General features: G+C 34.3%; 9 protein-coding genes. 4 read left to right on the plus strand and 5 right to left on the minus strand.

Annotated elements, in window-relative coordinates; genetic code table 11:
• The first annotated feature begins 45 nt into the window (after positions 1–45).
• On the plus strand, positions 46–1,086 hold the full coding sequence (locus tag QW060_RS10290; protein ID WP_290363493.1) for a formimidoylglutamase: 1,041 nt from the start codon (positions 46–48) through the stop codon (positions 1,084–1,086).
• Here the strand turns inward: QW060_RS10290 and QW060_RS10295 are convergent.
• Positions 1,042–1,320 carry a hypothetical protein gene (locus QW060_RS10295; RefSeq protein WP_290363494.1) on the minus strand — a complete coding sequence of 93 codons (279 nt, stop codon included), beginning with the start codon at positions 1,318–1,320 and terminating at the stop codon, positions 1,042–1,044. The two genes, QW060_RS10290 and QW060_RS10295, sit on opposite strands and share 45 nt — an antisense overlap.
• Positions 1,290–2,921 (minus strand): gliding motility-associated C-terminal domain-containing protein, encoded by a 1,632-nt coding sequence (locus QW060_RS10300; protein ID WP_290363495.1) that lies wholly within the window; start codon positions 2,919–2,921, stop codon positions 1,290–1,292. The genes QW060_RS10295 and QW060_RS10300 overlap by 31 nt, the downstream gene beginning before the upstream one ends.
• A 224-nt stretch (positions 2,922–3,145) precedes the next feature.
• Between QW060_RS10300 and QW060_RS10305 the strand changes: the two genes are divergently transcribed.
• A complete protein-coding gene (locus QW060_RS10305; RefSeq protein WP_290363496.1) occupies positions 3,146–4,060 on the plus strand; it encodes a helix-turn-helix domain-containing protein in 915 nt (304 codons plus the stop codon).
• A 102-nt stretch (positions 4,061–4,162) separates the two neighbouring features.
• Here QW060_RS10305 and serC read toward each other — a convergent pair whose 3' ends face one another.
• A complete protein-coding gene (serC, locus tag QW060_RS10310; RefSeq protein ID WP_290363497.1) occupies positions 4,163–5,236 on the minus strand; it encodes a 3-phosphoserine/phosphohydroxythreonine transaminase in 1,074 nt (357 codons plus the stop codon).
• Positions 5,237–5,349: 113 nt separating this feature from the next.
• Here serC and QW060_RS10315 point away from each other — a divergent pair, with 113 nt between their 5' ends.
• Positions 5,350–7,746 carry a GAF domain-containing protein gene (locus QW060_RS10315; protein ID WP_290363498.1) on the plus strand — a complete coding sequence of 799 codons (2,397 nt, stop codon included), beginning with the start codon at positions 5,350–5,352 and terminating at the stop codon, positions 7,744–7,746.
• Here the strand turns inward: QW060_RS10315 and QW060_RS10320 are convergent.
• The gene (locus tag QW060_RS10320; protein ID WP_290363499.1) at positions 7,711–8,898 is read right to left on the minus strand and encodes a Pycsar system effector family protein; all 1,188 of its coding nucleotides are present in this window, start codon (positions 8,896–8,898) and stop codon (positions 7,711–7,713) included. The two genes, QW060_RS10315 and QW060_RS10320, sit on opposite strands and share 36 nt — an antisense overlap.
• Before the next feature lie 24 nt (positions 8,899–8,922).
• Here QW060_RS10320 and QW060_RS10325 point away from each other — a divergent pair, with 24 nt between their 5' ends.
• On the plus strand, positions 8,923–12,627 hold the full coding sequence (locus QW060_RS10325; protein WP_290363500.1) for a metallophosphoesterase: 3,705 nt from the start codon (positions 8,923–8,925) through the stop codon (positions 12,625–12,627).
• Here QW060_RS10325 and QW060_RS10330 read toward each other — a convergent pair.
• Positions 12,610–13,488 (minus strand): hypothetical protein, encoded by an 879-nt coding sequence (locus QW060_RS10330; protein WP_290363501.1) that lies wholly within the window; start codon positions 13,486–13,488, stop codon positions 12,610–12,612. The two genes, QW060_RS10325 and QW060_RS10330, sit on opposite strands and share 18 nt — an antisense overlap.
• Positions 13,489–13,614 lie beyond the last annotated feature (126 nt).

A 13,614-nucleotide genomic window follows, 5' to 3' on the forward strand; every position in this document is an offset into this window, starting at 1 on the left:
TTAACTATACCAGCATATTTTATTAAGGATTTCAATCATATTTTAATGGATAATTTTTCAATATTTAACATATCAAATAAAAATAAAATCGTTCAACTGCGTTCAAGCGAGATAAAATTTGGAGAAAGAGTGCAATTACCAAATGAAAATGAAAGTATCGAATCCTTTCTTACAACAACAACAGCTACTTATATTTTATTCGGAATTCCGGAAGACATTGGTGTTCGCGCCAATTTCGGAAGAAAAGGTACTTCAACAGCCTGGGAAAGCACCTTAAAATCACTGCTGAATATCCAGCATAATAAAACCTGTAAAGGGAATTCAGTGGGCGTATTGGGAGCATTTGATTTTAGCTCTCTGACAAAAATTGCGGACACCCTCAATGTTGACAATATTGAAGAACGAAAAGAACTTTTCAAACTCGTAGAAAAGATTGATAAAGAAGTTACTTTTTTAGTTTCACAAATTATAAAATCCGGCAAAATCCCCATCATTATCGGTGGCGGACACAATAATGCCTATGGAAATATTAAAGGACTTGCTTTAGCTAAAGGAAATCCGGTAAATGTAATCAATTTTGATGCCCATACAGATTTCAGACCATTGGAAGGCCGACATAGTGGTAATGGTTTTTCATATGCGTTTGAAGAAAACTTTCTGAAAAATTATTTTATTTTTGGTTTGCATGAAAACTATACTTCCAAAGCGGTCTTTCACCGAATAAAAGAAGTAACGGCATTTGTCAAATACAATACATTTGAGCAAATTAGAGTACGGTTTGAAAAAGAATTCTTATCAGAATTAAATCAGGCTCAACAGCATATAAAAGCCGATCCATACGGTATTGAACTTGATTTGGACAGCATTGAAAAAGTGGCTTCAAGCGCCATTACACCCTCTGGCTTTTCTACTATAGAAGCAAGACAATTTATTCATTATATGGCTAAAAACCGAAACGCTTCTTATCTTCATATCTGTGAAGGCGCTCCTGTTTTAGATGAAGAAAAAAACAGTCATCTTGTAGGTAAACTCACGGCTTATCTAATTACTGATTTCATTAAAGCAAGAGAGAGTATTGTTCAATAACTCAGGTGTACAGCATATTCCAATGTATGCTTTATTAGCAAAAAAATTTATTTGTAGATGCTCTATTATCCATGAAAGAGCTTTCTTCTGTTTGATTTCTTTTATAATAGACAAAAAAGACCTGCTATAAAAGCCGGTCTTCAATGAATTCAATTTTGTACAAAAACGTACCGTATAACTATAGGTAACATTCATCCATATTTTTAATTCACTTCCTGAAGAAGATAGATCCATCCCGTAAAACGTTCTCCTTTTTTAGTTGTTATATGGTAATAATAAGTAGCCGTTGGCAATCGTTTCCCATTTTTTGATTGTCCGTTCCACTCATTTGTATAATCCCTTTTTTCATATACAATTTCTCCATAACGGTTGTATATAGCCAGATTTTCAACATTGAAATGTTCTAATGAGAGAAAATCGTTCAGCCCATCTCCATTTGGTGAAATTCCTTTGGGAATCATACAAAAATTATCAGCAGCTATCTCTATATTTTTTTTCTTGTGGCAGCCGTTCTCATTCGTCACCGTAACCTCAACAGCCAGCTGATGGTTGGATGTATTGATAAAGCTGCTTAGATTAAGCATGCGGTTATTTTCATTTATTTTCGTACCATTCACTTTCCATTCAAAAATAGATGCATTACTTATAAAAGAAGGATTGTCAACTACTTCAAGATATAGTTGACCACTTTCGCAGAAATACATAAAATTAAAATCAAAATCATCCCATACTACAACTTCAACCGATTGTTGGGTTGCACATTGTCCCTCAAATGGAGTAAAAATATAAGTAGTCGTTTTTTCAGAATCAAATGAAGGCGACCAGTTACCGGAAATCCCATTTAATGAAATAGTTGGCAACACAAAATTTTGATCATTAAAACACAATGGCATAAAAGAATCAAAAACAGGAATTGTTTTAGGGGTTATCTCAACAGTCATCTGAACCGGTAAATAGATAACCTCATCCGGGGTAAAAGTGTAGGTAGTAGTCTGAGTGGTATTGATTGCCGGTGACCAGCTACCGGAAATTCCGTTTACTGAAGTGGTCGGTAATTCAAAATCTTCGCCTTCACAAAACGGTCCCATCTGCTCAAAATCAGCAGAATCAGTATGGCGCAAAAATCTCACAGAAACATCATCTATAAAATAATAGGCATAATTGTTCATCATTTCTCCCGGAATAAATAAATAACTTATTTGACTATTTTCATTAGTAAAAAAATTACCAAGTACAAAACGGTTAAGGTTATTTTCTGTAGGGGTAAACTCAAAAGACAATAATTGCCAGTTTTCACTTTCGGTAACAGGTGTACCAGAATAATTTACATCGGGTACAATATCAATTAATTCACTCGAATTTTGCAACATGGGAGCGTCAAGAAATTTAATTCCAAAATTATTTATTGACACAGCACTTTGGGCTGATTTAAGCACGTAAAACTGGACTTCATACACCGAACCTATTTCCAAAGAAGCACTTAATGTTCCCTGAAGATATTCTCTGTAGGTAACATCCGGCACTGACATAATAAATCCTGCCATAGAATTTCCAGTATGAGGTAAATGACTGCTAAGGACTATTGTATTTGTAGAAAGAGGATGGGTAATACATGATGGTGAAAGGCTGGTATGATAGATATCACTTGTTCCCCAGTTCGGATAACTCCAGTAGTTGACTGCATTTTCAAATTCAGGACCTAATGGATAAATAGTACACAATAAATTATCCAGATTAACATCTTCAAAACCAGGATTAAGCACTAAATTTTCCTGTGCCTTGCTCACAATTGTTGTCAACATCAACAGAAGAAAAAAATATTTTTTATCCAACATATTTCTTCATATATTTTAAATATTCAATGATAAATTTATATTTTCGACAATATACTAAAAGAAGTTTAGAAAAATACATAAATTTAAAATTATAATATATCGTATTAATATTTATTTTTTATCTGATGCAAATGCTTTAATAAGTTTATTATATCTCTTAGAAAAAGTCATAAGTACAGGTAGGGATTAGTTTATATGTTTGATTTTCTTTATATTGAACTTAATTGCAGCAACTATTCATTAACACAACACTGACTTTGTATTTTATGGAGATTTACGAATTATCAAAACAATTAAAGATAAATGGTTTTAGTATAAATACCCTCAAAAAAGTCATTGACAGAAATAATGGCAACCGGGCGTTCAATACGCTTGACTATTATTGTATATATATTGTATTTAATTATGCTACTATAATTGTTGAAGGGGAAGAATATGAAATAATAGGACCCCATATTGTTTTTATCGGACCGTCGAAAAGTATTGTCTATCAAAAAAATCCGGAAGAAGACAACACCTATGTAATTGCTTTTTCTGCTTCGTTTTATGAAAGGTCTGCCAAAGACAGTATGTTTTTAAATTCAGAGCTGTTTTATAATTTTAATCAGGATGTTTTTATTTCCCCTACAAAAGCAACGCAATATGACATCAAGAGATTCGCCATTGACCGGCTTGCTCTTTATGAGCATAAAGACAGTGGACTCTATGTTTCTATTGCACATAATACAATTGAAGCGTTGCTGCTGGACGGCTTGCTGAATATTGAAGAAAAAAGTTTGCATATAACGCGTAAAAATCTACAAAACATAGATCTCGTAAATAAATTCCGTGTGCTGTTGCATACTGATTTTAAAAAACATAAAATTGTAAAATACTATGCCGATAAATTAAATATTACCCCGAGACGGTTAACTGAAATGACTGAACATGTTTTAGGCAAAACCCCAAAACAGATTATTACAGAGCGATTGCTGCAGGAAAGTATAAGACTTTTAAAACATTCTACAGCAAGCATTGCTGAAATATCTTATGAGCTCGATTTTAATGATGAGGGAAATTTCGGAACTTTCATAAAAAAACACTTGGGAAAAACACCTAAGGAAGTACGTACAGATTCTAAACTTAATGGAAATAAATAATTTTTAGGAATCTATATAAAAATATTATCCCTGTTAATTTAGTATTGACAGGGATTTTATTAGCATAAAATAAAATTCTCAATGATACTGTAAATAATTATATCAAGAATGTGATCTCTGAAATTGTTGCATTACCTCAATAAGCATCTGTACACTTTCAACAGGTAATGCATTATAAAGTGAAGCTCTGTATCCACCGACAGTGCGGTGACCTTTAAGACCGCTTATATGATATGTCTTGCAAAGAGTATCAAATGCTTCTGTATGGTTTGCATCTTTAAGTCTGAAAGTGACATTCATTAGGGATCGATCCTCTTTTGCTGCTGTTCCTTCAAAAAGCGGGTTATGATCTATTTCTTCGTACAACAAAGCCGCCTTTTTATTATTTCTTGCTTCCATTGCTGCTATCCCTCCGGCTTTTTTAATCCATCTTAGCGTTAACATTGAGGTATAGATAGCAAAAACAGCGGGTGTATTATACATACTCTCGCGTTCTATATGCATCTGATAATTCATAATATTTGGAAGGCCATTTTTTGGATTACCAAGTATACGTTCTCTGATAACGATAAGAGTGGTTCCTGCGGGACCAATATTTTTCTGAGCTCCGGCATAGATAAGATCAAATTGGGAAAAATCTAACTTTCTTGAAAAAATATCAGAGCTCATATCGCAAACAAACGGTATGGCTGTTTCCGGAAATGACCGCATCTGAGTACCATAAATGGTATTATTGCTGGTACAGTGAAAATAATCAGCATCATCAGGGATGGTATAGGCTTTAGGAATATAACTATAATGCATATCTTTTGAAGACGCTACTTCGATAACTTCTCCGAATGCCTTAGCTTCCTTTACTGCATTGTCTGCCCATGTTCCGGTATTGAGATAGGCAGCCTTCCCTCCTTTTTGCATTAAATTCATAGGAATACGCAAGAACTCCATACTGGCTCCGCCTTGAAGAAACAGTACCTTGTACTCATTCTGAGGTAAATCAAGCAATTCAAGAACAAGACTTTTAGCTTCTGCTAAAATGGCTAAGAATTCAGGGCTTCGGTGTGAAATTTCTAAAATAGACAATCCTGTCTCATTCAGATTTAAAACAGCTTTTGCTGCCTGTTGCATCACTTCTTCAGGTAAAATACTTGGCCCTGCACTAAAATTATGTACTTTCATGTCTTGAAATTAAAAGATAAAGTTAGAAATATAAATGCAATCATTTGTATGATTCTTATATAAAAATAATCAGATATTCGCGATATTTGTAATTCAACAAACCAGCCACTGCCATGCCAATAGATCAGTTTGAAAACAGCCCGTTTACGACCGTTATTTCATTTCATAAAGTTATTGAAACACTTGAAGATATTGCTGAAAATGATGAGGTTTCGTATCGGGTTGATTATGCAAAGGCATTGCTGAAAGAGGTTGAAAAACTACCGGAATTGCGTACCGGAATCACTACAGAGGAAATGATCTATGAAAATGAAAACCTCATCAAGAATCTTTTGGCTGATTTGTTTCCAACAGCGCTCAACAATAATGAAATAAAAGCTGTAAGCTTTCCTTTTCAGAATTTTACGTTCAATTTTACGAATCGTTTCAAAAAGATCATCCGTGAAGCAGGAAGTGATTTTGAAATGTCAATCCGAGACCTTACTGAAGATAATTTTTATATCATGAACTGTTGCCTGATATTGAGTGTTCATTATAATGAAAACATCGATCTCATGCGCCCGCTTTTTTATGATATACCTGATGCACATGGTATTATCAAGCATTATAAAATTATGTATAATGCTGATTTTGTAGAAGTCATTCCTACCGTTCATGCAAAAAAACTAAGTCAGGAAGAAATCAACGAACTCAAAAACAGCTATAATAATCTGGATCTCTGGAAAGAAAAATTTCCACCGCATAGTTGGATTTTAAAAGGTTTCGGTATTATATCATTATTCGATGTAACAGTAGAAAGCGCTATTTCGAATCTCAAGAGTAAACTGCTCAAAGCGGATTCGGAAAATACCTCTTTTGAAAACAGTGAGTTGGATGAGACTTTTAAATCGGTATTTAAACTACCTGATATTCAGGTTGGTTTTTCATTTTTCAGTTCAGTAGAAAATCATATTATCAAAGTACCCAACAAACTGCATATCAAGAGTTTTATTTCTACGCTTGAAATCGATCAGAAAAAACTCATTTCATTATTCAACGAAATTTTTGACTATTTGGTACTCACTAAAGAAAACTTGATTATTTCTGATATTGATGTATTAATTGAAGATGAAAATTTTAAAGAGTTGGGATACTATTTTAAACAAAAAGGGATTGAAAGCTTTATTTTTACTCCGGTATTTACAGTAGAGCAGATCAGCGGTATTATTGAATTAGTCTCCGGTACAAAATATGCTCTAAATACGATCAATGCACAAAAGTTAAATGATGTAACACCATTTATTACCGATACATTTGAACGCATACAAAATGATATCCGCAATCAACTGGAAGCTTTCATCCAAAAAGAATATACCACTATACATCCGAGTGTTTACTGGAAATTTCTCGAAGAAGCCCGAAAATATTTTTTTGAATTATCTGAAACCAATTATATCTATAAAGAAATTGTTTTCGATAAGGTGTTTCCATTGTATGGAGCATCAGATATCAAAAGTTCAACAATTTTGAGAAACCGTGCCATTACAAAAGATCTTCAGGATCAACTGCACTGGTTACTCTCCATTTTTTATCTGATTGATGATGAAAATAATAAACTCCTTTTTGACCAAAGGATTTTTGAATTAAAGGAATTCCAAAACCTGCTTGAAGAAGGCTTGTCATCCGGAATCGAACAGGAAATAAACAAATATATTAATCAGAAAATACATCCGTTACTGAAAAATATTACAGACGAAGAGGTTATACGGGAAAAAGTAGCTGCCTATCTATCCCTGTTTGATGAAGAATCGCAGAGTTTTTATCAGGAACGTAAACGGTTTGATACTGCTCTGAATCATATCAATAAAAGACTTGCAGAAATACTCGATGCTGCACAGATAAGGGCACAAAATATATTTCCGCATTATTACGAACGGTTTGTGACAGATGGGGTAGAACATAATATTTATATTGGCAGTTCTATAACACCATCCAAAATATTTGATCAGATTTATTTACAGAATCTTCGCTTATGGCAGATACAGACCTTATGCAAAATGCAAAATTTCATACAGCAAAATTCACAGCATGAAATGCCTTTTATATTTGAGATGACTTCCCTTATCTTAGTGTATGATACACCGGTTTCCATACGTTTCAGAATGGACGAAAAACGCTTTGATATAGATGGAAATCACAACATTAAATATGAGGTAATTAAAAAGCGAATTGATAAAGCTTTTATTAAAAACTCTGATGAACGTATCGTTCAATCCAACATGCTGACTATCGTTTACATGAACGAAGAGCAAAAAAATGAATATACAGATTATCTTACTTTCTTAGCTTCAAAAGCTATCTTAGATACCGAAATTCAGCAATTTGACATTGAAGATCTCGCAGGTGTATCCGGTTTGAAAGCGTTGCGCGTAAACATAGCACAAAATCCTTTTGAGGAATCTTCTCATTACTATACGTCAAAAGATTTGATACAATTAAAAACCGATGCCTTTAAAAGCGAGAATAAATGAAATTACTGAAGCGATAAGCCCAAACATAAAAACATTATAAGTAATACGGAGTAATTTGTATTTACGGTCTAAAACAATACCCAGATAATATAAATCCTTAATCATGGAGTTATACAGATATTCTCTGTCTTTCATCATTTCGTTCATTGCCCAGGTATATTCTTCTAACGGCATTTCATAAAAATTTCCGAAAAATAACAGATTCACTTTTCTGTTATTGATATCATCTCTTGTAAAAGATCCTGAAGTAACCTTTGGCTTCGTAGATAAAATGGCAAAAATGATCGTAATTACGCTTGATAACAGTAAAATAAAGGTAGGAATGATCAAATGAGCATTACTCGGGCTATCTAACTTAGGGATCAATGCCGAAAGGGAAATTGAAATGATAATGGCATTGACCGATAATAGAATATTGGCTTTACTGTCTGCAATACCGCTCAAGCGGGTATGATTGTTTAAGGTAACACGGAAAACGGTATCGATACCTCTTTCCGGACGTTCTTCTTTTGCTTTTTTCTTTTTTTCTTTAGCTTTATCTTTTGAGGTATCTTCCTCAATCATTTTTTCCAGTTTATCAGCAACTTTGAGGAGATTATCTTCTTTTTTGGGCTGCCAGTTTTTCTTTGCATAATCTGTGTAATACCGATGAAGCCGTGACATAATATTCCAGTTCCCTTTATTCCACATTAAGTCTGTAATACAGGAATTAGAACAAAATTCGAGCTCTTTTTTCAACAGATTACTTATTTCTATATAATTATCTTCTGCAAAATGATAAAAATCAGCATCCCGCATAATCATTTCCAGATTATCTACAGGTTCATGGCTGAGTTGTGTTGATAAAATCAACCGTTTTACCGTAGCAGTATCTTCTGCATCAAAATCATTTTCCTTTAAAAAACTTTCTGCTATCTGAGCACCCCTTTCTTCGTGCTGCTCACAACCATTGATATATCCCGCATCATGAAACCATGCGGCAAGCTTAAGCAATAAAGCTTCCTGTTCCGTTACTTTTTCTCCGGCAACCAACTCTTCCACTCCTCTGACTACACGGATGGTATGGGTAAAATCGTGATAAAAATACCCTTTATTTGGTGTATCTTTGAATAACTGAAAGATATATTCCTCTGCTTTTTGCAGTATATTCATAATCATTAAATTAGTTACTAAATTATGATTTATTTTAATAGAACCATCAAAAGATTCCTTAAACTTTCTTTAATGGCGGGCATTCTGTGTTTGAATTCCTGTGCTACTTATAAAGAAAGTTATGGAACTCAAACCCAAAAACTGTTTTCTGATAACGAGAAAAAAAGTGAAATATTGCATGAATTCTATCTGGTTGGTGATGCTGGAAATTCGGAAGAACTACAGTCTCAAAACGTATTGCGATCATTGGAGAAAAGATTGAATAACGCAGAGAAAAACAGTTCCCTGATTATTTTAGGAGATAATATCTATCCGAAAGGAATGCCGGTTAAGGAGATAGAAGAACGCAAAAAAGCAGAACAAAAACTCGATTATCAGTTAAGCATCACCAGTAATTACAAAGGTTCTACCTACGTAATACCCGGAAATCATGACTGGTATCACGGACTCGACGGATTAGCAGCTCAAAAAGAGTATGTAAATAAGTATTTGAATACCAAAAATGCATTTTATCCCAAAAAGAACAATCCAATAGATAAGGTTAATCTGAATGATGATTTAACATTGGTTTTTATTGATAGTGAATGGTTCATACAAAACTGGAACCGGCATCCGAATATCAATGCATTAAGCACATATAAAACACGGGAAGATTTTTTTGAAGAATTTCGAAGCCTCATTAACAAAAATCAAAATAAAACAATTTTGGTTTTCATTCACCACCCTCTCGTTTCTAACGGTCCTCATGGAGGATATTTCTCTTTACGCTCGCATTTATTCCCGGCTTATAATATCCCGGCTCCGGTTTTTGGGACGCTCATCAACTATCTGAGAAAAACGAGCGGTGGCAGTCCGGCTGACATTCAGAATTCTTATTATTCCCAATTGGTAAACCGTTTAAAAGCATTGACACAAACCAATGAAAATGTTGTTTACGTATCAGGTCATGAACACAATCTTCAGTACATCGAAAAAGACGGTATCAAACAAATCATTTCCGGCTCGGCTTCAAAAAATGAAGAAGCAAGGGCTATCCAGCCTGTAAGTTTCTCTTCGGGAAAATCAGGATACAGTATTTTAAGAGCTTATAAAGACGGAAGCCTTCAGGTTGCCTACTACGGTGTGGAGGAAAATGAAGACCAGCTGTTGTTTTCACATGAAGTTTTGCCGGCACCCCAAAAGGAAATCTACACCATTCCAGAAAACAAATCCAAAACGATAAAGGCTTCTATATATCCTGAAAAAGTGACTCAAAAAAGTAAACTTTATAAATTCCTGTTCGGAGATCATTACCGGGAACTTTATGGCCTTGCTATTGAAGCAAACTCCGTAAATTTAGATACCCTTTATGGTGGCCTTACTCCTACCATCTCAGGCGGTGGCAATCAGTCAATGTCCCTTAGATTAAAAAATCCGGACGGAAAAGAATTTGTAATGAGAGGATTAAAGAAAAGTGCTACACAGTTTTTACAAACCGCACTTTTTAAAGATCAGCGGGTAAAAGAATCTTTTGAAGATACCTTTGCAGAAACATTTATAAATGATTTTTATACCACTTCAAATCCCTACACACCGTTTATTGTGGGTAATCTTTCAGATAACTTAACTATTAAACGTACAAATCCCATTTTGTTCTATGTTCCCAAACAAAATGCACTGGGTAAATATAATGCCTTATATGGCGATGCTTTATATATGATTGAAGAACGGCCAAGTGATTCTCAGTTAGATGCTGATAATTTTGGAAATCCGGATGCTATCATAAGTACTGATGATGTTATCAAAAACCTGATGAAAGATGAAAAATATGAAGTTGATGCCGATGAGTTTCTAAAGGTAAGAATCTTTGACATGCTTATTGGCGACTGGGATCGTCATGCTGATCAATGGAGATGGTCTGAATACAGAAAAGATGGAAAAATCATCTATCAGCCTATTCCGCGTGACCGCGATCAGGTATTTGCAAAAATTGACGGTGCCTTATTATCACTTATCAAAAAATTACCTCCACTGCGTCATATGCAAAGTTTCAAAAAAGAATTTCCAAATCCGCGCTGGATGAATAAATCTGCTTTTCCTCTTGATGTAAAATTTCTTCAGGAAAAATCTTTAGAGGAGTGGCAAAACATGGCACAACAGGTGGTTGATGGAATATCTGATGAAAATATCGAAAGAAGTTTTGCGCTGCTTCCAAAAGAAATTCCTGCAAAAACAAATGAAGAAATCAAAGAAATATTAAAAATACGCCGTTCCAAACTGGTAGCCTATGTTGGGGATTTTTATAAAGAATTATCAAAAACGATCATTCTGACCGGTACTGATAAAAAAGATACGTTTCTTATTGACAAGAATGATGATAATACGGTAAAAGTCACCTATATACGTTCTAAAAAGAATGGAGATGAAGTACAGTCAGTCAACACATACGATGCTAAAAACACGAGAGAAATATGGATTTACGGCTTGGATGACAACGACCATTTTATTGTAAAAGGAAAGAATAATGCGATAAAAATCAGATTGATTGGCGGCCCTAACAATGATATTTACGATATAAACGATACAAAAAATGTAAAAGTTTATGATTATGCTTCAAAAAACAATACTTATACTGATGCCCGAAAAAGCAATCTTTTTTTAAGCAATATGTACAATGTCAATCAATATGATTACCGCAAGGTACCTTTAAACATTTTGAGCGTATTGCCCAATGCAGGTTACAACCCTGATAATGGTTTAAAAATCGGATTTAACGCTACTTACACTGTAAACAATTTTGTTCAGAATCCGTATTCACAAAAACATCATCTGAAAGGTAATTTTGCTTTTGCTACAAACGGAATTGAATTGGGGTATGAAGGAGCCTTTAAAAATGCAACTAATAACTGGATGTTCACCATCAAAGCAGATTTGACAGATAGCAATTTTACTCAAAATTATTTTGGTATAGGTAATGAAACGGTTAACAATGATAAAGTATTGGGAAAAAATCATAACCGTGTGCGTATGGAAACGTATAAAGTAGAACCCGGTTATAAATATGAAGGCCGAAACGGAGGCAGTTTTGAAATTTCCGGTGGGGCAGAATCCATTAAGATAGAAGACACGAAACATCGCGAAATTGACACAGCTTACGCTCATAATGAAAATCTGTATAAGGCACAACAGTTTGGTTTTGGAAAACTACACTATACTTTTAAAAATTACAACAATAAAAGTTATCCTACTCTCGGCTTCGGCTTTGATTTGGAATACGGGTTTAAAGCGAATCTCAAAGAAGCAAATGTTAACCACAATTATATAGACAGCAGACTTAATTTTGTTGTTCCTCTCAATCAAAAGGAAAGCTTTGCATTTTCCTCTACCTTCCTTTCAAAAATAATTATGGGTAATACCTATGAATTTTATCAGGGAGCGGCCATTGGTGGCGCTAAAAGTTTGAGAGGTTTCAGAGAGCAACGGTTTATAGGTAAACAATCTTTTGTACACAGTTCGGATATCCGTTGGCATATAGGAGACATTCGTCAGGGAATTGTTCCAATGAAATATGGTATGCTGGCAGGATTTGATTATGGTAAAGTCTGGGCTGTAGAAAATTCGAATAAGTGGCACAATAGCTACGGAGCCGGAATATGGCTCAGTGCTATTGAAACCCTTACTTTTAATCTGAATTATTTCAGAAGCAGTGAAGACGATATCATTACTTTTGGTTTAGGGTTTGCCTTTTAAATCTGTAAGTGTAATACGATACAGCTTTCCACCTTCTTTCTTTTTAACCTCATCAGAAATCCATAGTGTTTGTTCATCTCTGAATACTATGGATTCTTTTTGTGAGGTATGATTCAAATCATACATCTGTATGTTTTTTTCAGTAAAAACGTCATTTTCAAAATCGCTTATCAGCCACACTCTGGAACTGGACAATAAAGCAATTGTTTTCCCATCAGGACTCAAGGCAGCATCGGTTATAGCACAATGGCGGTAGTGATTGCAGCTTTTGAGTGTCGCAATGCGTTTGGCTTCGAACTTTCCGGGCTTATTAGGTATTTTATATACATAAAATGTACCGTCAAATCCTTTACTTCTGTTTTTTGTAAAAACATAAAAGTACTCTTTATGTACAATAAAAGACTCCGCATCAAAAAATAGTTCCGTATTCTTGGGAGGAAATTTTTTCTGTTCCGGATAGAAAAAAGATGTGGTTTGCAGAACAGCAGCCTCTTTTTTTTGCAGATCTGAATTTGCAATTTTATAAATACTCAGATCCGTTCTTTCATTTTTATTATTGCCAAAATCACCAATATAAAAATCTCCTTTTTCATCTTTTGTCAGTGCTTCCCAATCGTGATTATGAACCTCTTTTATAAGAACCTGAGATTTGATTTCTCCGGTTGAGTCCAGTCCGAATAAAATATTTTTATTTCCGCTGTCTTCGAGTACAAAAAGTAAGTTACTATTGCTGTCATACATCATTCCCGAAACTTCTTTCAGTTCGTTTGGAAACGAATAAACCTCCTGCAGTTTTTTTTCTGTCTGACTCTTACAGGATAGAAGGGATAAAAAACATATTGTAATAATGCTATTTTTCATGCTGAAATTCTTTAAAGACAAATTATGTTTAAAAAACATCTATTTCTTGCTATAACCCGATGAGTTAGGGAAAAATCAAGTAATAAATATCAATTATATAACTACTAAAACAAGGGTTTATTATAC

The organism is Paenimyroides ceti (assembly GCF_030409925.1).